Raw genomic sequence first — 24,979 nt, 5'->3', positions numbered from 1 at the left:
AGGCGGGGCGGCGTTGCGGTCAGTGTCTTGTCCATGACGGTCGGTTCCATAGTTTGAGAAGGCGGCGTGGGCCGGACCGCCAACCTAAGCGCGCGGCGACCACGGCGCAAGATGCCGGTGGCGCAGGACATCGACGGGCGTGCCCGGTCGGGCCCGGCGAACCGGGCCTCGCAAACCGAGCCCCTCGATCAGAGCTGGGATATCGGACCGGGCGCGTGCGCGATGATGATCCATTCGGAAGGGGAATGCAGGGAGCCGGACCGTCCGACCTTGCATCGCCAGCGGGAAAAGTTATGTATGGCATTGTGTATGGTATTTGGCACCGCCGCCATCGGGATTTCACGAAAATGACGACTGAGTTGGAAGGCCGCGACAAGTGGCGATGGATTTTCGAGGCGGGGTGGCGCGGTTTGTGCCCGCATTGCGGAGAGGGTCGGATGTTTCGCCGCTGGTTGAAGGTTTCCGACCGCTGCGAGGCGTGCGGACTCGACTATGATTTTGCGGCGCCGGATGATGGGCCGGCCTTTTTTTCCTTATGTTTCATAGCCTTCCCCCTGTTGTTCCTGGTCGTGTGGTTCGAGGTGGCGATGAACCCGCCATGGTGGGCGCATCTGCTGGTGTCGGCGCCGCTGATGATCGTCCCGTGCCTGGCCGCGCTGCACCCGATCAAGGGCTGGCTGGTCGCGTCGCAATATGTGAACCAGGCGCAGGAGGCGGGAACCGGCGCGCTGTGGGCCGGGCTGAATGCCCGGGCGAAGCGCGACGCGGAGGGCCGGACGCCCTACGCCACGGCCGCTGAAGCCGCCCCCGTCGCCCCCGCCGCCCCCGTCGCCGTTCCTTCCGCCCTTTCCGCGCCCGCATCCGATGCGCTTGCCGAGCGCGCCGATGGCTGAGGGCTGGCTGCCCGAGCTGCCCGGCGCGGGCGGCGGCGCCAAATATGCCGCGATCGCCGCGGCGATTGCCGAGGCGGTGGCGAGCGGGCGGCTGCGCGCCGGCGACCGCCTGCCGCCGCAGCGCGCGCTGGCCGACCGGCTGGGCATCGACCTGTCCACCGTGACCAAGGGATATGAGCGCGCGCGCGACGCCGGGCTGATCGGCGCGCGCGGCCGGGCGGGGAGCTTTGTGCTGCCGCAGGCGGCGATCGCCGCCGGGCCGCCGCCGCGCGACACCGGTATGAACATGCCGCCCGAGCCCGAAGGCGGCACGCTGGTCGCGGCGTGGGAGCGCACGGCGAGCGCGCTGCTGCGCGCCGAGGGGGCGAGCGGGCGGCTGCACTATGCCCCGGCGGGCGGGCGCGCCGCCGACCGCGCGGGCGGCGCCGCGATCGGCGCACGGCTGGGCCTGACGAGCACAGCCGAACAGATGGTGGTGACGGCGGGGGCGCAAAATGCGCTGCACGCCATCATCGCCGCGACGCTGAAACCCGGCGAGACGGTGGCGTGCGGTGCGTATTGCTATCCCGGCTTTATCGCGCTGGCGCGCCGCGCCGGGCTCTGCCTCGCGCCGCTGGCGCGGATCGACGCCGAGGCGCTCGACGCACTGTGCCGCCGCGCGCCGGTCCGCGCGCTTTATGTGGTGCCGACCAACGACAATCCGACCGCCGCGACGCTGGACGCGGGCGCGCGCGCGGCGCTGGCCGAGGTGGCGGCGCGGCGCGGCGTGATGCTGATCGAGGATGACGCCTATGGCCTGCTCGCCGAACGGCCGTTGGCCGCGATCACCGCGCATGTCCCGGCGCTCGGCTATCATATCGCCAGCACGTCGAAGACGCTGTCGCCGGCGCTGCGCGTCGCCTATGTCCGCGCGCCGTCGGAGGCGGCGGCGCTGGCGGTCGCGGCGGCGATGCACGAAAGCGGCGCGATGGCGCCGCCGCTGAACGCCGCGCTGGTGACGCGCTGGCTGGAGGATGGCAGCCACGACCGGCTGATCGCCGAAACGCGGGCCGAGGCGCGCGCGCGGCAGCGGATCGCGGCGCATCTGATGCCGCTGGGGCGCTATGCCGCGCACCCCGACGGTTATCATCTGTGGGTGCCGATGCCCGGCGTGGCGGAGGCCGCCGAAGCCGCCGCCGCGCTGCGCCGCGAAGGAATGACGGCAATGACCGCCGATGCCTTTGCGGCCGGGGCGGGGGATAGCGGCGGAGCGGAGGATGCGGGCCGTGCGGCGGCGCTGCGCGTGTCGCTGGGCGGCGCGATCGACCGCGCGGGCGTGGCGCGCGGCCTGACCCGGCTTGCGCGGATGCTTTGAACGCAAGAAACGGGGCGCGGGGCGGGCGCCGGGCTGGCAGGAGGGGGCATGACCGCTTCCGCCCCCTTGCCCACCTCCCGACTTTCGCCCGATCCCGCTTCGCCTGATCCCGGCGCGTCCGGGGATGGGCGGGGGCGCCTTGCCGCCTTTGACTGGGGGGATGTCGCCGCGTCGCTCGATGCGCAGGGGTGGGCGGTGCTGCCCGGCCTGCTCGGCGCGGGGGAATGCCGCCGCCTGACGGCGCTTTACGATGCCGAGGCCGGGTTTCGCAGCCATGTGCATATGGCGCGCCACGGGTTCGGGCGCGGCGAATATCGATATTTCTCCTATCCCCTGCCGCCGCTGGTCGCGGCGCTGCGCACCGCGCTGTACGCCCGGCTGGCGGGGCAGGCGAATATCTGGGCGGCGCGGCTGGGGCAGGCGGGCGATTTTCCCGCCGCCCACGCCGATTTCGCGGCGCGGTGCCATGCGGCGGGGCAGGCGCGGCCGACGCCGTTGCTGCTGCGATATGGGCCGGGCGATTATAATTGCCTGCACCAGGATCTATATGGCGTGCATGTGTTTCCGTTGCAGGCGGCGATCCTGCTGTCGGCGCCGGGGGAGGATTTCACCGGCGGCGAATTCGTGCTGACCGAACAGCGCCCACGCATGCAATCGCGCGCCAGCGTCGTGCCGCTGGCGCGCGGCGACGCGGTGATTTTCGCGGTGAACAGCCGCCCGGTGCGCGGCACCCGCGGCGATTACCGCGTGACGATGCGCCACGGCGTCAGCCCGCTGCACAGCGGACAGCGCCATACGCTGGGGCTGATTTTCCACGATGCCGCGTGAGGGGGGCTGCGCGCTCATTTCGGACAATGGCGCCCTGCGCCCGATCGCCTGAACGCGGAGCGCCATTCGACGCGCGCGGAAGGGTTGGGCCCTTGCGAATATCCGGTTCCGGGGCAATATCGCCTGGATGCGGTCCAATTCGGAAAATCAGCATGTCGGGCCGCATGGTTCCAGGGTCGAGCTGGTTGACGCGCAGCTTCGTGTGGGTGCGTTTTCGCCGCACCGCCACGACACCTACACGATCGCGGTGACGACGTCCGGAGTGCAGTCGTTCAATTACCGCGGGGAGCGTTGGCAGTCGCTGCCCGGCCAAGCGGTGATCCTGCATCCCGACGAAGTGCATGATGGATATTGCAGCGACCCGTCGGGATTTTCGTATCGGGCGGCCTATCTGCCGCCTGTCCATGTCCAGACCGTGATCGGGGGAGCCGCGCTGCCCTTTCTGGCCAAAGGGGTTTCGACAGACGCCGAGCTGGTTGGATCGGCGCTGCGCCTGATCGCGATGTGCACGGCCGACGCCGATCTCTTCGGCTATCAGGACGCGCTCCACCAGCTGGTGTCCGCGATGCAGCGGTGCGACGGCGGCCCTTCGCCGGCCGGGCGGAATGTCAATCGCGAAGCCGTGATGCGGGTGCGCGAATTCCTCGACAGCGTTCCGGCACCCGCGACGAACCTCGATCACCTCGAAAAGCTCGCGGGCTATAATCGCTGGCAGCTTTCGCGCGACTTCCGGGCGCTGTTGGGGACCAGCCCCTATCGCTATCTGCAATGCCGCAGACTGGAGCGTGCCAGTGAACTGCTGCGCAGCGGGCTTGGCATCGCCGCGGCTGCCCACGAGGCCGGATTCGCGGACCAGAGCCACTTCGGCCGGGTCTTCAAGCGCACGTTCGGCACCACGCCATTGGCCTGGCACCGGTCCGGGCAGGCGCGCACAATCATTCTATAAGCCTGACCAGCCGCCCGGCTAAACGGCCCGAATGACCCAAAGTATCTTTTCGTCCGAACCCCATCGCGGCTGGCTGCCCTGGGCCTGGCTTTCGCCAGTGGTCTGCATTCTGCTCGTCGCATTCTCCAGCGTGCCGATCGATCTTGGCCTCGAATCGATCGGCCTTGTCGATGCGAAGGGCGAGCCGCGGTCCGCATTCGGTTTTTGCGTGCTCCTGCTGCTGCCCTTTGCGGCGATGGGCGCCGCCGTCTGGGCCTGGTCGCACTTCGTCGAGCGCCGCAGCCTTGCGACCCTGGGGCTGACCGGCGAGCAAGGGCTGCGCAAGCACCTGACCGGATTGGCGATCGGCGTCGGCATGATCGCCCTGGCGGTCGTCTCGATCTGGCTCGCCGGGGGCTATGTCAGCGGCGATGTCCTTCCCGCCCTTTTCTCGCCGGAATCGCTGTTCTGGATAGCGGTGCTGCTGCCCTGCTTTGCTTTTCAGGCGGGGGTGGAGGAGTTCATCTTTCGCGGCTGGCTGCTGTCAACGGCGACGCGCCGCTGGAACCTGGCGGCGGGGTTCATCGCCAGTTCGGCCGCCTTCACATTTCTTCACTTCTCGCCGCACCAGCCGGTTCGCGAAATCGTCATGGCGTTCACCTTTGGCCTGTTCGCGTGCGCCTGGGCCTGGCGCGCGGGCAGCATCTGGGGTGTGATGGGCTGGCATGCGGGCTGGAACTGGTTCACGGGCGTCGGCTTTGCCGTGCCGATCACCGGCCTGGATCTGCAACTGCCGGCCTTGGTCGTACAACTGACGCCCACCGGACCGGACGCCCTGACCGGCGGGCCGGCCGGGCCGGAAAGCAGCGTGCTGACGATCGGCCTGCTGGCTGCGGCCACGTTGTTCCTGCTGCTGTGGCCGAGGGGGGCGCCGGGCTCTGCGCAGCGGCCACCGGCGAATGCCACCAACCGGCCAAATGCCGGCTGAGCCCGTCGTCACACCGGCAGCGGACCGCCCATTTCGGACCGCTTCCGTTTCGATATCATCGAAAAACACCAAATAGGTAAAAATCTATTGACATCGTAACGCTGATATGGCACAAATACTCCATCATGCAGAAATGCGAGTCGGGCCGGCGCCTTTGGGCGTGCGGCCCTTTTTCGTGGGAGAAAGCGGATGGACGATGATCGGGCGGGGGATGCGGGGATTGCCGGCGACGTGGCACGCGATGCGGATGGCGACGCGGCGGGTGATGTGATCGGACGCTATGGATCGATGCCGCCGCAAATCCGGAAACGACGGTCGAGCGGGTGGACCGCGGCGGCGCGGCGCGCCTTTCTGACCGAGCTGGCGCATAGCTGCAACGTCGGGCGCGCGCATGTCGCGGCAGGGATGGGGCCGACCGCGGCCTATGGCCTGCGCCGCCGCGACCCCGAATTCGCGGCGCATTGGCAGGAGGCGCTGATGATCGGTTATGACCGGCTCGACATGGCGCTGCTCCGCCGTGCGCTGGAAACGGTGGGCGAGCTGGAGATCGACGAGCGCGAGGAAATGCTCGAGAAAATGAGCGTCGCCCAGGCGATCGACGTGATGAACAAGCATCGCCAGAGCGTGCTGGCGGGCCAGGCACGCCCGCGCGGCGCACGCCGCATCGCGACGCAGGAGGAAACCGACGCGGTGCTGATCAAACGCATCGCAATGGTGAAGCGCCAGCGCGCCCGGCTTGCGGCGATCGGCGACAGCGGCGCGCTGCTGACCGACGGGCGCGGCGGGAGTGTGGACGGCGCGGGCATCGACGCTGCGGGCGGCGGGGATGCAGGCGGCGCCGACGCAGGGGCGGGGGCGGATTGATTGCGCCGCTCTTCGGCGAAGGGCCGGGGGCGGGGGGAGCGCCTGTCCGTGGGCGCCCTGGCTGTCGCCGGGGCGCATGTATCGCGGCCGTCCGGTTTGCGGGGGCGCGTTGCGTCCGTGACGCGGGGGATGGGCATGCGCTGTTCTGGCGGGCGGCATGGTTTCGAACGGGGTGGTCGGTGATGGCGGACAAGCTGGCGGACGATGCGCCGTCGCGGCGGTCGCGCTCCGACGATGTGCTCGGCGACATGGGCGCGATGACGCCGGGCGAGCTGCGCTTCGTGCTTCGCGGGTTGAACCCGGCGCAGATGGGCGAGCTGACGACGCGCTGGTTCGGCTTTGAACATGACGGCCAGCGCGAGCCGCCGGGGGAATGGCGCATCTGGCTGATCCGCGCCGGGCGCGGGTTCGGCAAGACGCGCGCGGGAGCCGAATGGGTGAGCGAGCTGGCGCGCGCGCTGCCCGCCGCGCGGATCGCGCTGGTCGCCGCGACGCAGGCCGACGGGCAGCGGGTGATGGTCGAGGGGCCGAGCGGGCTGATCGCGGTGGCGCGGCCGGGCGAGGTGCCGCGCTGGTACCAGACGCGGCGCGAGCTGCGCTTTCCCAATGGCGCGGTCGCGACCCTCTATTCGGCCGAAGCGGGCGAGGAATTGCGCGGGCCCGAACATCATGCCGCCTGGTGCGACGAGCTTGCGAAATGGCGCCATGGCACGGCGGTGTGGGACAATCTGATGCTCGGCCTGCGGCTCGGCGAGCGGCCGCGCGCGGTGGTGACGACGACCCCGCGCGTCACCGCCGCGATGCGCAAGCTGATGACGGCGCCGGGGATGGTCGAAACGCGCGGGCGGACGCGCGAAAACCCCTTTCTGCCCGCCAATTTCGTCGTCGCGATGATCGAAAGCTATGGCGGGACGCGGCTGGGGCGGCAGGAGCTTGACGGCGACATGCTGGAGGATGCCGAGGGCGCGCTGTGGACCCGCGCGCTGATCGAACGCTGCCGGGTTACGGCAGACGGCGTCGGCAAGCCGGTGCGGGTGGCGATCGGCGTCGATCCGCCGGCGACGAGTCATGGCGATGCGTGCGGGATCATCGTCGCGGTGCTGCTGCGCGATGGCCGGGTCGCGGTGGTCGAGGATGCGAGCGTCGAAAAGGCGCCGCCGCATGTCTGGGCCCAGGCGGTGGCGGCCGCCGCGGCGCGCTGGGGCGCCGACCGGGTGGTCGCCGAAAGCAATATGGGGGGCGAGATGGTGGAGGCCACGCTGCGCGCCGCGATGATCGACCTGCCGGTGGTGGCGGTGCGCGCGGGGCAGAGCAAGGTGCGGCGGGCCGAGCCGGTCGCCATCGCCTATGAACGCGGCGCGGTGGTGCATGCGGGCGGCTTTGCCGCGCTGGAGGACGAGCTGTGCGGGCTGCAGACCGGCGGCGGCTATGCCGGGCCGGGACGCTCGCCCGACCGCGCCGATGCCTGCGTATGGGCGGTGACGGAATTGCTGGCGGGGATGCGCAAGGGGCGCGGGCCGGGGGTGCGGCGGATATAGTGTTAATTGACTACTATACTATTGCTTGTGCATATCGTTCTACAGATTTGGCGGGAGCGGTATATGACAGCGGAAATCGCTATCTTGAACAAGACTGCGGTGGTTCTTGCCGCTGATAGCGCAGTGACCATCTCGGCAGGGAGTAGTCAGGAAAAAATTTACGACTCTGCTGACAAGTTGTTTGAACTTTCTATGGGGCAGCCTATCGGAATTATGATCAACAATGACATGAATTTCATGGAAACTCCCCTGCCAGTTATTATTAAAAAATACAGATCAGAAGGGAGAGAGTTCAACAGTATTGTTGATGCGGCCGAGGATTTTCTAAGGCATCTTCATGATTTTGGCCGAAAATCTCCGGAAAGCATTCGCTTGCGACATTTGGATCGTCACGTTCGCCCTCTGATCGTGCTTGTCAGGGAGCGAAGCCAGCGCGCGTTGCAACGCTTATTCGCATCCTCAGACGAGTCCATTACAGATCGCCCCTTCTCCGACGTCATGCACGATTTGATTTCAGAAGAAATCGCAGTCGTTGGTCGGGCGTTGTCACAAACCAAGATTGCGACTTTTTTTGATGATGGAGAAATCGCGCTTTCCGAGGCGGAGAAAACTGCGGTAGCGACATCTGTTGAAGAGGAGCTGTCCGTAGCTACAGATGAGCAACGGGAAGCTGTTTGCAATCTCATTTCCGAGCACATCACTCGAATCGGATGGAGAGCTTCATCCACCGGGCTTGTCGTCGCGGGCTTTGGAAGCAAGGAGACGTTTCCGACGCTCGTTTCGTTTGAACTTTTTGGGATTATCGCCGGGCGGTTGAAATACTCTCAGAACAATTTGATCGATATAGATCGCGACGGCGATCGTGCCAAGGTCCTGCCCTTTGCTCAGCGAGAGATGGTTGAGCGATTTCTGTACGGGTTAGATGAAGGCATCGAGCGAAAGATTACTCAGTTTTGCGAAATGTCCGTCCCTGACATTGCTGCCAAACTAATCCAAAATCTAGACATGCCGGACGAGGATCGGGACTCATTGATCCAAGATGCCAAGGAGGCAGAGCAAGGTTTCTACGACGGGCTCGCTCAGAGGAGTTTTGCTGCGATCCGTCAGCAGTCAGAGCTTGAGATCGAGGACATGGTCGAATTTATGCCGAAGCCGGAAATGGCTCGGATGGCGGAAGCTTTGGTTAACCTTACTTCGATAAAACGTCGAGTGTCGCGTGGAATGGAAACCGTAGGCGGGCCGATTGACGTAGCCGTAATATCGCAGGCTGAAGGATTCGTTTGGGTGAAACGGAAACATTATTTTCCGCCAGAGTTGAATCAGCGCTTTTTTGGACGTATGAAATCGGAACGCCGACAGTGTCGGGAGGCAGGTGATGCATAGGAATTGCACTTTGGACACCTTGATTCGAGACGGCCAGAATCGCAATAAACCTGAGTTGGCGAAAGAGGAATTGAGCGATGCGCTGCGTGAGGCAGTTTCTGAGACACGCGCTCGGATTGAAATAGCCTTTTCTCGCCAAATAAAAATTGCGACACGTCTGAAAAACACTCGCTAATTTCAACGTGATCTTCCTCTATTGAGGAGTGCAAGCCCCGCCAGCGCGGGGCTTTTTCTTTGGAGAACATCATGAACTGGTTTGGCCGCAAGGCGGCGCAGCAGGCTGCGCGGCCCGCTTTGTCGCGTGTGTATGGGACGTGGAGTGCGCCCGCGCCGCTGTCGTGGGAGGCACAGGTGCGCGCGGGCTATATGGGCAATGCGATCGTCCAGCGCAGCGTGCGGCTGATCGCCGAAGCCGCCGGGGCGGCGCCGCTCGCCGCGGACGATCCGGCGCTCGTCCGCCTCGTCCAGGCGACGTCGGCGGGGCAGGCGCTGGTCGAGACGCTGGCGTCGCAATTGCTGCTCCACGGCAATGGCTATGTGCAGATTTTGACCGATGCCGCCGGGGCACCCGCCGAACTGTTCGCGCTGCGCCCCGAACGGGTGACGGTCGAGGCCGACGCGCGCGGCTGGCCGGTCGCCTATCGCTATAAGGCGGGCGGGACGGCGGCGGTGCTGGCCGCCGAGGATGGCGCGGGGCGGCCCGCGGTGGTGCATGTGAAGGCGCTCCACCCCTTGGACGATCATTATGGCGCGGGGTGCCTCGGCGCCGCGGCGGGGGCGATCACGGCGCATAATGCGGCGGCGGCATGGAATGCCGCTCTCCTTGAAAATGCGGCGCGGCCGTCGGGGGCACTGGTCCATGATCCGGGCGAGCGCGGCATGCCGTTGTCGGCCGAACAGGTCGAGCGGCTGCGCGCGGAGCTGAGCGAGAGTTTCGCGGGCGGGGCGAATGCCGGGCGGCCGTTGCTGCTGGAGGGCGGGCTCAAATGGCAGGCGCTGTCGCTGTCGCCCGCCGAGATGGATTTTCTGGAACTGAAGCACAGCGCGGCGCGCGAGATTGCGATGGCGTTCGGGGTGCCGCCGATGCTGCTCGGCCTGCCCGGCGATGCGACCTATGCCAATTACCGCGAGGCCAATCGCGCGCTGTGGCGGCTGACCGTGCTGCCGCTGTGCGCCAAGATATTGGGCGCGCTGTCGCAGGGGCTGGCGGGCTGGTTCGCGGGCGCCGAGCTGCGCGTCGACCTCGACCGCGTGCCGGCGCTTGCCGAGGACCGGATGGCGCTGTGGCGCGAGGTGTCGGGCGCCGACTGGCTGACCGCCGAGGAGAAGAAGGCGCTGTTGGGGATGGGGTGAGATCGCGGCCCAGCCGGTCCCGGTCAGCGACACCTGACAAGCGGGACCCCGGGTCAAAGCCCGGGGTGACGAAGAGGAGAAATCGACATGGATGAAGAAGAAGCCCTGGCGCGATTGGTCGCGCTGGCGGGAACGGGCGTGGCCGGAACAGCCGGCGCGTTCGGGGCGCCCGATGCGGCTTTGCTGCGCGCGCTGGTCGAGGAAGCGAGCGAGCTCGGCGCGCGGCGCGCACTGGCGCGGCTGGGCCTCGCCGACGAGGCGGCGCGCGGCGACATCGGCGATCTGCGGCAGCTGCTCGGCGCCTGGCGCGACGCCAAGACGAGCGCGTGGAAGGCGGTGGTCGACTGGGCGGTGCGCGGGGCGCTGGCGCTGCTGGTCGTGGGGCTGGCGGTCAAGATGGGGCTGTTGGGGCTGTTGCGGTGACAGCGGCTGATGCCGCGGCCCACCCCCTGGCCCCCTGCCGCCAGCGGGAGGGGGGACTGCGGTTCGCAGGTTATGCGGCGGTGTTCGACCGCCTGGACCGGGGCGGGGACATCGTGCGGCGCGGGGCCTTTGCCGCGAGTTTGCGTGCCGGGCGACCGGTGCCCCTGCTCTGGCAGCATCGCCCCGGCGCGGTGGTCGGGGCGATCGAGACATTGGCGGAGGATCGCCGCGGGCTGCGCGTCATCGCGCGGGTGACGCATCCGACGGCGGCGGCGCTGGTCGCGCGCGGGGGCCTGACCGGCCTGTCCTTTGGATATCGGGTGCGCGCGGCGCGGGGAACAACCCCGCGCGAATTGCTGGCGCTCGACCTGGCCGAGGTGAGCCTGGTCGCGGCGCCGATGCAGCCGCTGGCGCGGGTGATTGCGGTGGAGAAAATCACTGTCGCCCCGGCGAAAGCCGGCGCCGGTGGCGGGGCTCGATGACGAGAGCGGTCCCAGCCTTCGCTGGGGCGACGAGGGCGCGGCGGATCTTTTCTGGAAGGAGTGAAGGCGATGGATGATCTGGAAGTGAAGGCGGAGGCGCTGGACGGCGCGTTCGATGCGGTGCTGGCGGCCGACGCGGTCGATGAGCTGAAGGCGTCGGTGGCGGCGCTGAAGGCGCAGGTCGATGCCCAGGCGGTGGCGGCGTCGCGGTTGCCGCTCGACGGGACGAAAGCGGCGGCCGATCCGGCGCGCGATGCCTTTGTCGAACGCTATTTGCGGCGCGGGATCGACGCGGCGCTGGAGATGAAGAGCCTGTCGGGGGCGAGCGGCGCCGAGGGCGGCTATGCGGTGCCGCGCGAGATCGACACCAGCATTGCGGCGACGCTGACCGGCCTGTCGCCGATCCGCGCCATCGCGACCGTCGTGCAGACGGGATCGAGCGGGTATCGCAAGCTGGTCGCGACCGGGGTGAGCGGCGCGGGCTGGGTCGGCGAAACCGCCGCGCGGCCCGAAACCGCGACCCGCAGCCTGGCCGAGATCGCGCCCCCGTCGGGCGAGCTTTACGCCAATCCGGCGGCGAGCCAGGCGATGCTCGACGATGCGATGTTCGACGTCGAGGCGTGGCTGGCGGACGAGATCGGCCGCGAATTCGCGGTTGCCGAAGGCGCGGCGTTTGTGAACGGCAATGGCACCAACCGCCCCAAAGGCTTTCTGACCTATGCCGCGACGAACGAGGGCGACGGCGCGCGCGCGTTCGGGACGCTGCAATATCTGGCGTCGGGGGCGGCGGGCGGTTTTGCCGCGGCGAACCCGCAGGACCGGCTGGTCGAGCTGGTCCATGCGCTGCGCGCGCCCTATCGCCAGGGGGCGTGCTGGGTGATGAATTCGGACACGCTGGCGCGGATCCGCAAGTTCAAGACCGGCGACGGCGCCTTTCTGTGGCAGCCGGGGCTGGTCGAGGGACAGGCGGCGAGCCTGCTCGGCTATCCGGTCGTCGAGGCCGAGGACATGCCCGACATCGCGGCGAACAGCCTGTCGATCGCGTTCGGGAATTTCCGCGCCGGTTATCTGGTCGCCGATCGCGGCGAGACGCGCATCCTGCGCGACCCGTTCAGCAACAAGCCCTTTGTGCATTTTTATGCAACCAAAAGGGTGGGTGGTGCGATCATCGATTCAAACGCGATCAAGCTGTTGAAATTCGCCGCCAGCTAAGCGCTGGCGCGCGATGGCGCCCGGCCCTGGCTCCCTTTCCCTTTCGGGGGAGGGCCGGGCGCAACTTTTCCAACCCTTTCCCGCTGTTGCGGCCCGGTGCGCGCTGTGTGCCGGGCGCTGTGATGCCGTGCGCGGGACATCGAAAGGACGGCCGATGACATTGGTGATCAAGGACCCCGGCAGCCGCAGCGAATTCGCCTTTGACTGGGGCGATGTCGTCCGGGCGGGGCAGGCGCTGACCGTGAGCGAATGGACGGTGGAGCCGGTCGAAGCGGGCGGCGTTGTGGTCGCGGGCGCGGCGCATGCGGGGCTGCGCGCGGCGGTGACGTTGACCGGCGGGATTGCGGGCCACGTCTATCGCGCGACCAACCGGGTCACGCTGAACGACGGGCAGATTGACGAACGGTCGCTGACCGTGCGGGTGGAGGAACGCTGATGATCGTGAGCGATGGGCCGGGCGAGATGCCGGTGAGCCTGAACGAAGCGCGCCGCTGGATGCGGATGGGCGCCGACGACGAGGATGCGGTGGTGGCGCAGATCGTGCGCGCGGCGACCAATATCTGCGAAGCCTTTGTCGGGCGCGCGCTGATCGTGCGGCCGATCGAGGAGGTGGTGGCGCTGGACGGCGGTGCGGTGCGGCTGGCGATGCGGCCGGTGGTCGCGGTCGATGGTGTGGCGCTGTTGCCGCCGGGCGGCGATGCGGTGGCGCTCGATCCCGGCGGCTATGGCGTGGCCATCGGGCGCGACGGCGCGGCGCGGGTGACGGTGCACGAGCGCCGCGATGCGGCGCGGGCGCGCATCGCCTATCGCGCCGGCATGGCCGACAGCGCGAATGGCATTCCCGAGGCGATCCGCCAGGGGATCATCCGCATGGCGCAATATCTGCACCTGGCGCGCGACGGCGACGACGCGGCACCGCCCGCTGCGGTCGCGGCGCTGTGGCAACCATGGCGGCGGCTGACGCTGGGGGGTGGGGTATGACCGGCGGCGCCGAACAGGCGGTACGGGCAAGGGCGCTGGCGCTGCTGCGCGCCGATGCCGAGCTGGCGCGGCTGGTCCATGGCGTCTTTGACGGCGTGCCGCCGCGCGCGAGCGCGCCCTATGTTTCGGTCGGCGGCGCCGAGGGCGGCGATTGGGGGACCAAGGACCGCGCCGGGCGCGAGGTGCGGCTGACGCTGGTGCTGGCTGGGGCGGGAAGCGCGCGCGGCGATGGCGCCGCGGCGCGGATCGAGGCGATCGTAGGGGCGCTGCGCGGGGGCGCCGCGGGCTGGACGATCGTGGCGGCGCGCACGCTGCGCACCCGCTTTGCCGTGGCGCGCGAAGGCGGGTGGCGGTTCGAGATGCTGGTGCGGTGCCGCTGTCTGGCGGGATAGGGGCGGTGGGCCGGGCGCTGGGGGCGGGGGCCGGGCCGGGCGTTCAAACGCCGATGGCTCCATGCTGATCCCCCTCCACCGCTTCGCGGCTCCCCTCCCCACGGCGGCGCCGCAGGGAGGATCATTCGGTTCGCGGTTCGCCGGATATATCGGCGCGGTTCAGTTGCCCGGCATCGTGTTGGTGGATTTATAATCCTTGAACTTGTCGGTGAAGTTCACGTGATAATCGTCGATCTGCATATCGGCATTGTCGGCCGCATCGGCCTGTGAATCGCCGCCCGAGCGGTCGAGCGCGATCACCGCCTTGCGAAAGGCGTCGCGTTCGGTCGTGCAGACCGATTTCAGCGCCATTTCATATTCGACCTCTTCCATCTTGGCCTCGAGCGACTTCTTCAGATGGTCGCGCAGGCATTTGGTGAAGGCGACCCGCGTGGTGTCGACGACCGCGGACGGCGACGGCGCCATGGCGGCCAAAAGCAAACTTGTGAACAGCATCCCGCGACTCCCCGTTTTGCAGCGATTTTCTGTTGAGGAGATTAGACGATGGCGATTGAAAATGGGAGCGCTTTTCTGCTCCGGATCGGTGACGGCGCGGTTCCGCCCGCCTATCGCACCGTCGCGGGGCTGCGCACAACGCAGCTGTCGGTGAACGGCGAGGCGGTCAACGTCACGACCAAGGATTCGGGCGGCTGGCGCGAATTGCTGGCGGGGGCAGGGGTGCGGTCGGTGTCGGTCAGCGCCGCGGGCATTTTTACCGGCTCCGACGCCGAGGCGCGGCTGCGCGGCCATGCGCTGTCGGGCGCGATCGACGCCTATGAACTGCGGTTCGAAAGCGGCGAGCGGATGCAGGGGCGCTTCCTCGTCACCCGGCTCGACTATGCCGGCGATTATAATGGCGAGCGCAATTACACGCTGAACCTGGAATCGAGCGGCGCGGTGGTGAGCCTGTGAGCGCCGCCGCGATGCCGCCCGCCAATGCGCGGCGCGGCGAGGCCGAGCTGCGGGTCGGCGGGGCGATGCTGGTGCTGCGGCCGAGCTTTGCCGCGCTGGTCGCCGCCGAGGCCGAGATCGGCCCGCTGTTCGCGCTGGTCGAGCGCGCCGCCGACGGGCGGCTGGCGCTCGGCGAGCTGGCGGCGCTGTTCTGGCACTGCGCGAAGGATCGCCCCGACACGCTGACGCGCGAGGCGGTCGGCGAGGCGGTGGTGGCAGCAGGGCTGGCGGGCGTGACCCCGGCGCTGCGCGTGCTGATCGGGCAGATTTTGCAGGGGCGCTGAGGATGGCGGGGCGCGACGCGGAAGCCGAGGCGCTTTTCATTGGCGACGCCGCGGCGCGGCTTGTCGGCGTGATGGCGCGGGTGGCGGGGTGGCGGCCCGACGAGCTGTGGGCGGCGACGCCCGCCGATGTCGCGGCGGTGCTGGGCGGATGGGGGGGCGATGCGGCGGCGGCGGCGGTGGGTTTCGACCGCGCGGCGCTGGCCGCGATGATGGAGCAATGTCCCGATGACTGACGAGATTGACGAGATGCTGGTCGCGGTGCGCGCCGACACCGGCGCCTTTCGCGCCGATGTGGCGGCGATGCGCGCCGAACTCGACGGGCCGCTGGTCGCCGCCGCCGATGCGGCGGGACGCGGCATCGACCGCGCGCTGAACCGCGCGATCCTGACCGGCAAGCTGGGGTTCGAGGATCTGAAGCGGATCATCCTGTCGGTGATGAACGACATCGCCCGCGCGGCGATTTCGGGCGGCATCGGCGCGATCCTGGGCGGCGGACAGGGCGGGGGCGGCGCGGGCGGGCTGCTGTCGCTGGCGCAGACGCTGGCCTTGTCGCTGTTCGGGGCGCCGGGGCGCGCGACGGGCGGACCGGTGAGCGCCGGGCGCGCCTATCGCGTCGGCGAACGCGGCCCCGAATGGTTCGTGCCGACATCGAGCGGCCGGGTCGAGACGGGCGGCGCGGCGGTGCGCAATATCGCGATCAGCGTCCAGGTGCGCGGCGATGCGGTGCACGAGCCGCAGCGGCTGGCGCAGACCGGGCGGCAACTGGCGCGCGCGGTGCGCCGCGCGGTCGCGCAGGGCGAGGATTAGGGGGGTATTGCTGGTGGGGCTGGTTTGGGGTGGCAAGCGGACGTTGCCTTCCTTCGTCATCCCGGACTTGATCCGGGATCCCGCTCTTTTGAGGCGCGGATCGCCTTCGATCTCAAGCGGGACCCCGGATCAAGTCCGGGGTGACGATGATGGATAGGTCAACTTCCGGTCGCAACCGGTCGCTAGCCGACGCACCTGTTTTTCCGTTCGTGTCGCGCGAAGTCGAGACACCCATCGATGCGGCGCCTGGCCCGAGGGGCATCTCGACTTCGCTCGATGCGAACGGGTTGAGGAGGCGGAGACGGCGGCTTCGGGGTCGTTTCCTGCCATTCGATCCAGATCGGCAGCAAGTAACCGCACAAGTAACCGAAGTGGGGTGGAGAGCGGATATATAGGGGTTGAGCTGGTTTCCCCTCCCGCGGGCGGGAGGGGCAGCGAAACTTGCGAACTTGTTCGCCAGTTACAGCGGGGTGGGCAATCGCAAGGTCGCTGCCCACCCCCGCCCCCTCCCGCGAGCGGGAGGGGAGACACGACCGCCTGATGCCGCTCCATGTAGATCGAAAGCGAATGGCGAGACCGGGTTGGGGAGCGGGCGTGACGCTAAACTGTTTAAGCGTTGCTGCTAAACCAACCCGCCAATGTCCGATGTTCGCGAAAACTGAGCTGTGCGACAATCGGCTTGTCGGCGGGGATACGGCTGGCTTTCGGATAGTACGACTCAACGAAACGCATTTGAATGATGAACGCGGGAACCATTCCTGCGCGAAAGCAGAGGGTGATTTCTTCGTCTTCTGAAGGTGCCTTGGGAGCCTCTTCGAATTCGGCGAATGCGTATAAAAATGGCAATAGCGGATCGAACATAACTCCAGAAAAGTCCGAAGTGATTCTTGGATATCTTGCATGAAAGATTCGAAGGGCTGTTACAGCATCGGCCCAATTTCCGCCCCTTCCATCGAGAATGTAATTGAGTTGCGCATGTTCGATACAATATTGTTCGATGAATCGGCCGGGCTGACCGCGATTCCAAAAATCTTTCAGCAGCTTCAACTGTCCCAGCATCCGCCTCTGCTCGGCTTTGGTTGGCCTGAAAGCTGGGGGTAGCCGCCGACTGCAAGCCGATGCATCTTTGCTCATTCCCGCCGACAACGCGATGCCTGCGGCGAGTGCCAGTGCTTTCCGTCGCTCCCAGTCCATATCTTACGTTCCCTCAGGTTGCGTGCGCAGACTATATTGGAAACCTGAATGCTTCCTTTTTTGTCGTTTCCGGCCATTCGATCCAGATCGGCAGCAAGTAACCAAACAAGTAACCGAAATGGGGCGGCGAGCGGATGTATAGGCGTTGAGCTGGTTTCCCCTCCCGCGGGCGGGAGGGGTAGCGAAACTTGCGACCTTGTTCGCCAGTTGCAGCGGTGTGGGCAATCGCAACGTCGCCGCCCACCCCCGACCCCGCCCGCGAGCGGGAGGGGAGACAACGATCGCAACCGGTCGGGCGCGGCCCTCTGAGCCTGCCGCGCGGCGGGGAGGGGGTGATGGGCGCCGCCGCCGGATTTCGTGTTTTCGCTATACGGAAAAAGGAGACGGGGATGGGCTGGGCGCTTGTCGCGGCGGCGGAGCCGCATCACAGCAAGGGCTGGATCAAGCGGTTCGATCCGCGGTTCTGGACGATCGATTTCGCGCGGCCGATGATGGCAAGCATCGATGCGAGCGGGCCGCAGGCGCTGCGCGTCGATGCGGTCTTTTATAACCGCGACGATCTGGCCGGGCTGATCTGGGAGGCCGAGGACCGCTGGGACCATCCGCTGCTCGCCTATGAAAGCAGCCGCGATTTCCGCCATGTGCAATGGCGCTTTCGCTGGCGGTCGGGCGGGGTGAAGCCGCTCGACGCGCTGCATGGGCCGACGCTGACGATCGAGGGGCGCGACGCGGCGGGGCATCCGCGCGCCTGGTATGTGCGCTTGTGGAACTATGCCGCGGGAAGCGGCGAGGATGCGGTCGTGACGCTGGATTTCGACAATCTGGCGGGCGGTTTCCTGCATCCCGGCGAGGCCGATCCGCTGTGGGCGGGCGACATCGACCGGATGTTCATCTCGCTGGTCCCGCCATCCTATGACGGCGCCGCAGGCGTGCTGGCGGCCGCGGCGGAAGGCTGGGCCGAGATGTCGGATATCGCCTGTACCGGGTCGGGATCGGTGCTGGCGATCGGCGATGCGGTGCTGCCCGAACAGGCGCTGGGCCTGACGAACGGCTATGACGATTGCTATCATATGACCCCGGCGCGGGTGGTGCGCCAGATCGTCCAGCTCGGCTATCGCGGCGATGTCGTCCATTATGTCGGGATGAGCCATTATATGCGGCTCGAACCGCTGGGCGGCGGCCATTATGCGAGCCTGGCGGGCGGGACGCTGGCGACGCCGTGCCGCGCCTGGCACGCCGCCTTTGCCGCCCGATGCCGCGACGCGGGGCTGGTGATCATCTGGTCGCTGTCGTACGAATTGTTCGACGCCTATTGCTGGAACGACTGGAAACAGCGCGATGCGGGCGGCGCGCCCGCGCTGACCGGATGGAGCCCGCCATCGACGCTGTTGTCGCCCGCCCATGCCGGGGCGATGGGATATTTGCAGCTGGTCGCGCGCGCCTTTGTCGCGATCGCGCGGGATGCCGGACTGGCGGTGAAATTCCAGGCCGGCGAACCCTGGTGGTGGACCAATGCGGGCGGCCAGCTGTGCGCCTATGATGCGGCGACGCGCGCGGCGCTGGGCGGCGCGAGCATCGCCATCGCCGATATTCGCGGGCCGCAGGATGCAGAGGCGCGCGCGATGCTCGATGCGCTGGGCGCGCTGCTCGCGGTATCGACCGCGGCGCTGGTCGCCGCCGCGCGCCACGAGGCGGGCGGCGCCTGGGCGGGGAGCCATTTGCTGGTCTTTCTGCCCACCGTGCTCGACGCCGCGGCGCCCGAGCTGCGCCGCGCCAATGTGCCCGCGGGCTGGGCCGCGCCGGCCTTCGACGTGTTGCAGCTGGAGGATTATGACTGGGTGACGGCGGGGCGCGGCGGAGAGACCGCAGGCGCGCGGGCGCTGATGGTCGCGCGGCTCGGCTATCCGGTCGCCGAACAGCATTATTTTGCGGGCTTTGTGCTGAACGCGGCGGATCGTGCGCAATGGGCGGCGATCGCCGATGCGGCGGATGCCGCGCGGGGCGCCGGGGTGGCGCGCGCCTTTGTCTGGGCGCTGCCGCAGGTGGCGCGCGACGGCTTTGTGGCTTTCGACGGTGAGGAGGATGCGATGCAGGCTTTCGATGCGGTGGACTTTCCGCTGGCGATCGGGCGCGAGGCGCTGGTCGTCACCGAATTTTCGACCCAGATCATCGCCGCGCCATCGGGGCATGAACAGCGCGCGAGCGAATGGGCCGAGGCGCGGATGCGTTACGATGCCGGGCCGGGAATCCGGTCCGAACAGGATGTCCGCTGCCTCGCCGATTTCTTTCGCGCCCGGCGCGGGGCGGCGCGCGCCTTTCGCTTTCGCGATCCCTTCGACCATGGATCGGCCGCCGATGGCGGGCCGCCGGGCGCCACCGACCAGTGGCTGGGGATCGGCGACGGGGTGCGGCGGCAGTTCGCGCTGGTGAAGCGCTATGGCAGCGGCGACGCGGTGCAGCAGCGCGCGATCCGGCTGCCGGTCGCGGGCAGCGTGCGGGTGTCGGTCGACGGCATCGAGACGGCCGCCTTTTCGATGACCGCGGCGGGCGAGGTGCTGTTCGATGCCGCCCCGGCGCCGGGCGCCGCGGTGCGGGCGGGCTTTTTGTTCGACGTGCCGGTGCGCTTTGCCGAGGACCGGTTGGAGGCGGGACGCGCGACCTTTCTGGCGGGCGAGCTGGCCAGCGTGCCGTTGATCGAGGTGCGCGCGCCATGGTGAGCGACGCCGCGCCCGACTGGCTGCGCAGCGAACTGGTGACGCTCGCCTGGTGCTGGCGGTTGTCGCGGCGCGACGGGGTGACGATCGGCCTGACTTCGCACGACCGCGACCTGATGGTCGATGGGCTGCGCTATCGCGCCGCGCCGGGGATGAAACCGTCGGCGATCGAGACGAGCGACAGCATCGATGCGGCGACGATGGATCTGGAAGGCGCGATCGCGAGCGACGCGATCGCGGCGCGCGACCTGGACGCCGGGCGCTGGGACGGTGCCGCGCTGAGGCTGTTCGTGATCGACTGGAGCGTGCCCGGGGCGGTGCCGGTCACGGTCGCGCGCGGGACGCTGGGCGCGATCGAACGGCGCGGCGCGGCCTTTGCCGCCGAATTGCAGGGGGTGACGCGGCTGCTCGACCAGCCGGTATGTCCCGCGACCTCGCCGTCGTGCCGCGCGATGCTGGGCGACCGGGCGTGCCGCGTCGATCTGGCCCCGCGCACCCACGCGCGCCGCGTCGTCGCGCTGGCGGGCCGCGCGGTGACGCTCGACGTGCCGGTGGCGGCGGGGGCGGCGGCCGGAACGATGGCGTTCGGCGAGCTGTTGTGGCTGGAGGGCGCGAATTGCGGCCTGGCGAGCCCGGTGATCGGGGCCGAGGGCAGCGTGCTGCACCTTGCCGAGCCGCCGCCGCTGGCCGCCGCGCCGCCGCTGCGCGTGCGGCTGATCGAGGGATGCGACAAGCAGCTGGCGACCTGCCGCGACCGTTTCGCCAATGCCGTGAATTTCCGGGGCGAGGCGCATCTGCCGGGCAATGACCTGCTGACCCGCTATCCCGGTGGCTGAGGGCCCCGACGATATAGGCGACGATATGGGCGCCGATATGGGCGCGCGCGCCCTTGCGGCGGCGCGCGCGATGGTCGGGGTGCCGTTCCGGCGGCAGGGATGCGATCCGGCGACCGGGCTCGACTGCGTCGGGCTGGTCTGGGCCGCCTTTGCCGCGGCGGGGCGGGCGCTGGCGCGGCCGGCGGATTATCCGATGCGCGGCTGGTCGGCCGAACGGATCGCGGCGGCGCTGAGGGCGGCAGGGTTCCAGCCGGTGCGGGCGGAGCGGCGCGACGGCGACGTCGCGCTGATCGCCGATGCGGCGGGGCAGTTTCATCTGGCGATGATCGGGCAGGATATCGTCGTCCATGCGCATGCCGGGCTGCGCCGCGTGGTCGAAAGCCCGCCGACGGTGGTGCCCGATGCCGCGACCCGATGGCGGCTTTTCGAATAGACGGGACGGGAGGACATCATGGCGACGCTGGTGCTGACGGTGGTCGGCGGATTTCTGGGCGGACAGGCCGGGGCGGCGATCGGCGCCGCGCTGGGCCAGCAGATCGACGGGGCGATTTTCCGTCCCAAGGGGCGCGAAGGGCCGCGGCTGGCCGACCTGAAGGTTCAGGCCTCCAATTATGGGCAGCAGATACCGAAACTGTTCGGGACGATGCGGGTCGCGGGCAGCGTCATCTGGGCGACCGACCTGATCGAGCGGCGGAGCAAGCGCGGCGGCGGCAAGGGGCGGCCATCGGTGACCGAATATAGCTATTCGGTGTCGCTGGCGGTGGCGCTGTCGTCGCGGCGGGTGCGCGCGGTGCGGCGGATCTGGGCCGACGGCAATCTGCTGCGCGGGGCGAGCGGGACGTTTCGCGAACGCTGCGCCTTTCGCCTTTATGACGGACATGAGGATCAGCCCGCCGATCCGCTGATCGCCGCTGCGCTCGGCCCGGCGTCGGCGAGCGCGTTTCGCGGCCTGGCCTATGCGGTGTTCGAGGGGCTGGAGCTTGCCAGTTTCGGCAATCGCATCCCGTCGCTGACCTTCGAGGTCGAGGCCGATGCCGGCGCGGTCGATGCCGGCGATATCGGCGATGCCCTGCTCGGCGCGGCGGGGCGGTGCATCGGGCACTGGCCGATCGCGGGCTATGCGGCATCGGGGGGCCGGGTGCGCGAGGCGCTGGCGCCGCTGTTCGAGGCCGATGGCATTCGCCTGCTGAGCCGTGCCGACGGATGGGTGCTGGCGCCGCCGGGCGGCGCGGGGGCGCCGGTCGATCTGGCGGCTTTTCGCGAGGCGCGGCGGACCGAGGCGCCCGGCGACCGGGCCGAGCAGCGCCGCGCGCCGCTGTCGGCGCTGCCCGGCGCGATCCGCTTGCGCCATTATGAGCCCGAGCGCGACTATCAACTGGGCCAGCAGACGAGCGCGGTCGCGGGCGGCGGGATGCGCGAGGAGCGCATCGACCTGCCCGCGGTGCTGCCCGCCGCATCGGCGCGCGCGCTGGCGCGCAAGCTGGCGGGCGCGGCGGCGGACGGGCGCGAAACCACCGTCTGGCACGGCGACCTGGCGGTCCTGGCCCTGCCGGTCGGCGGGCTGGTGCGCCTTGGCGACGGGAGCGCGTGGCGCGTCGCCGAACGCAAGGTGCAGGCCGAAGCGCTGCGGATCATGCTGTGCCGGTATCTGCCGCCGCCCGAGGGAGATTTGGGCGCCGATCCCGGCGTCGCGGTCCCCGCGCCCGACTGGCCCGATGCGGTCGGGACGGTGCATCTGTTCGACATTCCCAATCTGGAGGGAAGTGCCCCCGCCGTGCCGCGCGTGCTGATCGCCGGGGCGGGGAGCAACGACGGGTGGCGCGGCGCCGATTGCTGGTTCGTGCCGGTCGCCGATGCCGAGCCCGTCGCGATCGGGACGGTGCGCGGTGCAGCCGCGATGGGCGCGCTGGCCGAACCGCTGGGGCCGGGCAGCGCGGCGCTGTTCGACCGCATCCATTCGGCGGTCGTATCGCTCGCCAACCCGTCCATGAGTCTGGAATCGGTCGATGATATGCAGCTGCTGGGCGGTGCGAACCGCGCGATGATCGGCGCCGAGATGATCCAGTTTGGCGCGGCGGTGCCGGTGGCACCGGGGCGGTGGCGCTTGTCGCGCCTGCTGCGCGGGCGGGCCGGAAGCGATGCGGGGGCGGGGCACGGCGCGGGTACGCCCTTCGTCCTGCTCGATGACCCGGCGCTGTTGCCGCTGCCCGACGGGCTGGCGGGCTGGGCCGAGGGCGGCGCGGCGCGATTGCAATGGGCGCCGCGCAACGCGACCGCGATGACCGAGGTGGATGTCCCCGCCGCTGCGGCCGCGCTGCGGCCTTTGTCCCCGATTCACGGTAGCATCCAGCCCGACGGCAGCGGCGGCGTGCTGCTTCGCTGGATCCGGCGCAGCCGCGCCGACACCGGTTGGCGCGACCAGGTCGACCTGGCGCTGGGCGAAGCGCGCGAGGCCTGGCTGGTCGGGCTGGAACCCGCGGTGGCGGGCATCGGGCCATGGGAATGCAGCGCGGCCGAACTCATGATACCCGCCGCGGTCATCGCCGCGGTGCCGCCGGGAACCGCGATCGCGGTCCGCCAGGTCGGGGATTTTCACCTGTCGCAGCCGCTGATGCTGCCGCTGAACTGAGAAGGATCATATCATGTCCGAACCGATGACGACGCCGCGCTTTGCGCTCCCCCTGCTCGCGGTGGCGCAGGCGCAGAAGGAGGTGACGCACAATGAAGCGCTTTCGATGATCGATGCACTGGTCCAAACGGTGGTCGAGGCAGGGCCGCTCGATGCGCCGCCGGCTGCCCCGGCCGCCGGGCAATGCTGGATCGTCGGAGGGGCGCCGACGGGGGCGTGGAGCGGACAGGCCGCCGCCCTGGCGATCTGGACCGCGGGCGGATGGCGGTTTGTCGTTCCCCGCATCGGGATGCGGGCGGTGCGCGCGTCCGATGGCGCGATTCAGAGATTCGGCGGCGGGGGGTGGAATGCGCCCGGTTCGGTCGCCGATCCGGTCGGCGGCGCCACGATTGATTCTGAAGCGCGGGTCGCCATTGCGGCCATAATATCGCAACTTGCGACACATGGTCTTCTGATTCCGGCGTAATTTTCGCTGGAAAACCGTATCGAGTGCGACTTTTTGGCAACATATTGACGATTTGTTAGCTTGCGTGGAACCAAAGGCACGAGTAGGACGTCTGACGAGACGTAAAACTCAATTGAAAGGGGAACCTACTATGAGGAAGCTTGCCGTCGCTGTGGCGTTGGCCTCCACTGCCCTGGCGTCGCCGGCCCTGGCTCGCGACAACTCTTGGTATGTCGGTGTTGGTGGTGGTGTGATGATCGTCGAGGACATTGACCTCGACATCGGCGCCACGAATAACGCTGGTACGCTGGATCACCGGACCGGTTACGACTTCGAAGGCGTCGTCGGCTATGACTTCGGCGGTTTCCGTGCGGAAGTCGAAGTCGGCTATCGCGAAGCCGACATCAAGTCGGGCACCTTCGGCGCTCCGGGCATTCCGTCGAATGCCAATGGCACTGGCTCCTTCACCGGCGCAACGCCGCTGAACGGTGACACGAACGCCCTGAGCTTCATGGTCAACGGTATGCTCGACTTCGGCGACGACGATGGCCTGCAGGGCTTCATCGGCGGTGGTGCCGGTGTGGCGCGCGTGTCGGTCGAACCCGTCTTCGCCGGCGCGTTCCTTGACGATTCGGACACGGGCTTTGCCTGGCAGGCGATCGCGGGCGTTCGCGCTCCGATCAGCCGTAACTGGGATGCGGGCCTGAAGTACCGCTTCTTCAACGCCACGGGTCTGGATCTGGTCGATCAGGCTGGCCGCGATGTTTCGGGCCGTTTCCGTTCGCACTCGCTGATGGGGACGCTGACCTACAACTTCGGTGGCGCGGAAGCTCCGCCCCCGCCGCCCCCGCCGCCCCCGCCGCCTCCGCCGCCCCCGCCGCCGCCCCCGCCGCCGCCTCCGCCGCCGGTCGTGGAATGTGCGCCTGGGCCGTACATCGTGTACTTCGACTGGGATCAGTCGAACATCACGCCGGAAGCCGCTTCGACTCTCGACAACGCGATCAGCGCCTATAACCGTGGCTGCTCGGGTACGCAGGTTATGCTCGCCGGTCACGCCGACCGTTCGGGTAACGCCCGCTACAACGTCGGTCTGTCGCAGCGCCGCAACGATGCGGTTCGCAGCTACCTGACCGCACGCGGTGTTTCGGATGGCTCGATCAGCGCAGAAGCGTTTGGCGAAACCCGTCCGGCCGTTGCGACCGCCGATGGCGTCCGCAATGACCAGAACCGTCGCGTGGAAATCACTTACGGTCCGAACTCGGGCATGTAAGACCGGTTTCCATTCCCGACAGGGTTTGGACGAAAAAGAGGGGCGGTGCCGCAAGGTGCCGCCCTTTTTTGTGGCGCCGCGGATATGTGGCTTTTTGTTCGGCTCTTCCCGGCCGCCGTAGCGGCGATGGGCAGGCGGCGTGGACGCTGCCGTTACCCCGGCGGCGGGCGCCGCGGTGTGCTGTCGGTGCTGCG

28 protein-coding genes are annotated in these 24,979 nt (G+C 68.5%); 26 read left to right on the top strand and 2 right to left on the bottom strand.

Annotation, left to right across the window (positions count from 1 at the left end):
• Positions 1-347 precede the first annotated feature (347 nt).
• From U0S50_RS00900 to gp17, 16 genes are all read left to right on the top strand, one after another.
• Complete coding sequence (locus U0S50_RS00900; protein WP_416194934.1) at positions 348-893, top strand: DUF983 domain-containing protein; 546 nt, start codon at positions 348-350, stop codon at positions 891-893.
• Positions 886-2,247 carry a PLP-dependent aminotransferase family protein gene (locus tag U0S50_RS00895; protein ID WP_322306866.1) on the top strand — a complete coding sequence of 454 codons (1,362 nt, stop codon included), beginning with the start codon at positions 886-888 and terminating at the stop codon, positions 2,245-2,247. The genes U0S50_RS00900 and U0S50_RS00895 overlap by 8 nt, the downstream gene beginning before the upstream one ends.
• Before the next feature lie 48 nt (positions 2,248-2,295).
• A complete protein-coding gene (locus U0S50_RS00890; RefSeq protein WP_322306865.1) occupies positions 2,296-3,075 on the top strand; it encodes a 2OG-Fe(II) oxygenase in 780 nt (259 codons plus the stop codon).
• Between the two features lie 127 nt (positions 3,076-3,202).
• Positions 3,203-4,021 carry an AraC family transcriptional regulator gene (locus U0S50_RS00885; protein ID WP_322306864.1) on the top strand — a complete coding sequence of 273 codons (819 nt, stop codon included), beginning with the start codon at positions 3,203-3,205 and terminating at the stop codon, positions 4,019-4,021.
• A gap of 31 nt (positions 4,022-4,052) precedes the next feature.
• Entirely contained in the window at positions 4,053-4,988 is a 936-nt protein-coding gene (locus tag U0S50_RS00880) for a type II CAAX endopeptidase family protein (RefSeq protein WP_322306863.1), read from the top strand.
• A 189-nt stretch (positions 4,989-5,177) separates the two neighbouring features.
• Positions 5,178-5,852, top strand: a complete 675-nt coding sequence (locus tag U0S50_RS00875) for a hypothetical protein (RefSeq protein WP_322306862.1) — start codon at positions 5,178-5,180, stop codon at positions 5,850-5,852.
• A 182-nt stretch (positions 5,853-6,034) separates the two neighbouring features.
• The gene (locus U0S50_RS00870) at positions 6,035-7,390 is read left to right on the top strand and encodes a DNA-packaging protein (protein WP_322306861.1); all 1,356 of its coding nucleotides are present in this window, start codon (positions 6,035-6,037) and stop codon (positions 7,388-7,390) included.
• A 63-nt stretch (positions 7,391-7,453) separates the two neighbouring features.
• On the top strand, positions 7,454-8,773 hold the full coding sequence (locus U0S50_RS00865; protein ID WP_322306860.1) for a hypothetical protein: 1,320 nt from the start codon (positions 7,454-7,456) through the stop codon (positions 8,771-8,773).
• A gap of 10 nt (positions 8,774-8,783) precedes the next feature.
• A complete protein-coding gene (locus U0S50_RS00860; RefSeq protein ID WP_322306859.1) occupies positions 8,784-8,948 on the top strand; it encodes a hypothetical protein in 165 nt (54 codons plus the stop codon).
• A 71-nt stretch (positions 8,949-9,019) separates the two neighbouring features.
• On the top strand, positions 9,020-10,126 hold the full coding sequence (locus U0S50_RS00855) for a phage portal protein (protein WP_322306858.1): 1,107 nt from the start codon (positions 9,020-9,022) through the stop codon (positions 10,124-10,126).
• 87 nt (positions 10,127-10,213) lie between these two features.
• A complete protein-coding gene (locus U0S50_RS00850; RefSeq protein ID WP_322306857.1) occupies positions 10,214-10,549 on the top strand; it encodes a DUF6127 family protein in 336 nt (111 codons plus the stop codon).
• A 26-nt stretch (positions 10,550-10,575) separates the two neighbouring features.
• Entirely contained in the window at positions 10,576-11,031 is a 456-nt protein-coding gene (locus U0S50_RS00845) for an HK97 family phage prohead protease (protein WP_322307269.1), read from the top strand.
• 69 nt (positions 11,032-11,100) lie between these two features.
• Positions 11,101-12,243 (top strand): phage major capsid protein, encoded by a 1,143-nt coding sequence (locus U0S50_RS00840; RefSeq protein ID WP_322306856.1) that lies wholly within the window; start codon positions 11,101-11,103, stop codon positions 12,241-12,243.
• A gap of 154 nt (positions 12,244-12,397) precedes the next feature.
• Positions 12,398-12,679, top strand: a complete 282-nt coding sequence (locus tag U0S50_RS00835; RefSeq protein ID WP_322306855.1) for a hypothetical protein — start codon at positions 12,398-12,400, stop codon at positions 12,677-12,679.
• The gene (locus tag U0S50_RS00830) at positions 12,679-13,224 is read left to right on the top strand and encodes a head-tail connector protein (RefSeq protein ID WP_322306854.1); all 546 of its coding nucleotides are present in this window, start codon (positions 12,679-12,681) and stop codon (positions 13,222-13,224) included. The genes U0S50_RS00835 and U0S50_RS00830 overlap by 1 nt, the downstream gene beginning before the upstream one ends.
• A complete protein-coding gene (gp17, locus tag U0S50_RS00825) occupies positions 13,221-13,616 on the top strand; it encodes a tail completion protein gp17 (RefSeq protein WP_322306853.1) in 396 nt (131 codons plus the stop codon). Before U0S50_RS00830 ends, gp17 begins: the two co-directional genes overlap by 4 nt.
• 159 nt (positions 13,617-13,775) lie before the next feature.
• On the opposite strand, the gene U0S50_RS00820 is transcribed toward gp17, so the two are convergent.
• Complete coding sequence (locus U0S50_RS00820) at positions 13,776-14,111, bottom strand: hypothetical protein (protein ID WP_322306852.1); 336 nt, start codon at positions 14,109-14,111, stop codon at positions 13,776-13,778.
• 48 nt (positions 14,112-14,159) lie between these two features.
• Here U0S50_RS00820 and U0S50_RS00815 point away from each other — a divergent pair, with 48 nt between their 5' ends.
• Genes U0S50_RS00815 through U0S50_RS00800 form a run of 4 tightly spaced genes read left to right on the top strand, consistent with a single transcriptional unit; the run spans position 14,160 to position 15,697 of the window.
• A complete protein-coding gene (locus U0S50_RS00815) occupies positions 14,160-14,567 on the top strand; it encodes a phage major tail protein, TP901-1 family (RefSeq protein WP_322306851.1) in 408 nt (135 codons plus the stop codon).
• Between the two features lie 11 nt (positions 14,568-14,578).
• A complete protein-coding gene (locus U0S50_RS00810; RefSeq protein WP_322307268.1) occupies positions 14,579-14,890 on the top strand; it encodes a gene transfer agent family protein in 312 nt (103 codons plus the stop codon).
• A gap of 2 nt (positions 14,891-14,892) precedes the next feature.
• Entirely contained in the window at positions 14,893-15,123 is a 231-nt protein-coding gene (locus tag U0S50_RS00805) for a phage tail assembly chaperone (RefSeq protein WP_322306850.1), read from the top strand.
• A complete protein-coding gene (locus U0S50_RS00800; protein WP_322306849.1) occupies positions 15,116-15,697 on the top strand; it encodes a tail tape measure protein in 582 nt (193 codons plus the stop codon). The genes U0S50_RS00805 and U0S50_RS00800 overlap by 8 nt, the downstream gene beginning before the upstream one ends.
• A 609-nt stretch (positions 15,698-16,306) precedes the next feature.
• Here U0S50_RS00800 and U0S50_RS00795 read toward each other — a convergent pair.
• Complete coding sequence (locus U0S50_RS00795) at positions 16,307-16,891, bottom strand: hypothetical protein (RefSeq protein WP_322306848.1); 585 nt, start codon at positions 16,889-16,891, stop codon at positions 16,307-16,309.
• Positions 16,892-17,280: 389 nt separating this feature from the next.
• Here U0S50_RS00795 and U0S50_RS00790 point away from each other — a divergent pair, with 389 nt between their 5' ends.
• The 6 genes from U0S50_RS00790 (at position 17,281) to U0S50_RS00765 (ending at position 24,785) form a co-directional block, all read left to right on the top strand.
• A complete protein-coding gene (locus U0S50_RS00790; protein ID WP_322306847.1) occupies positions 17,281-19,608 on the top strand; it encodes a DUF2460 domain-containing protein in 2,328 nt (775 codons plus the stop codon).
• Positions 19,602-20,441 carry a DUF2163 domain-containing protein gene (locus tag U0S50_RS00785; protein WP_322306846.1) on the top strand — a complete coding sequence of 280 codons (840 nt, stop codon included), beginning with the start codon at positions 19,602-19,604 and terminating at the stop codon, positions 20,439-20,441. The genes U0S50_RS00790 and U0S50_RS00785 overlap by 7 nt, the downstream gene beginning before the upstream one ends.
• Positions 20,442-20,466: 25 nt before the next feature.
• Complete coding sequence (locus tag U0S50_RS00780; RefSeq protein ID WP_322306845.1) at positions 20,467-20,874, top strand: NlpC/P60 family protein; 408 nt, start codon at positions 20,467-20,469, stop codon at positions 20,872-20,874.
• A gap of 18 nt (positions 20,875-20,892) precedes the next feature.
• A complete protein-coding gene (locus tag U0S50_RS00775) occupies positions 20,893-23,070 on the top strand; it encodes a phage tail protein (protein ID WP_322306844.1) in 2,178 nt (725 codons plus the stop codon).
• Positions 23,071-23,083: 13 nt separating this feature from the next.
• Complete coding sequence (locus U0S50_RS00770; protein ID WP_322306843.1) at positions 23,084-23,536, top strand: DUF2793 domain-containing protein; 453 nt, start codon at positions 23,084-23,086, stop codon at positions 23,534-23,536.
• A gap of 130 nt (positions 23,537-23,666) precedes the next feature.
• Positions 23,667-24,785 (top strand): OmpA family protein, encoded by a 1,119-nt coding sequence (locus U0S50_RS00765; RefSeq protein ID WP_322306842.1) that lies wholly within the window; start codon positions 23,667-23,669, stop codon positions 24,783-24,785.
• Positions 24,786-24,979 lie beyond the last annotated feature (194 nt).

Source organism: Sphingopyxis sp., assembly GCF_034380315.1.
Lineage (GTDB): Bacteria > Pseudomonadota > Alphaproteobacteria > Sphingomonadales > Sphingomonadaceae > Sphingopyxis.
Note: the sequence above shows the minus strand (reverse complement) of the source record. Positions and strands in the feature narration are given on the sequence as shown.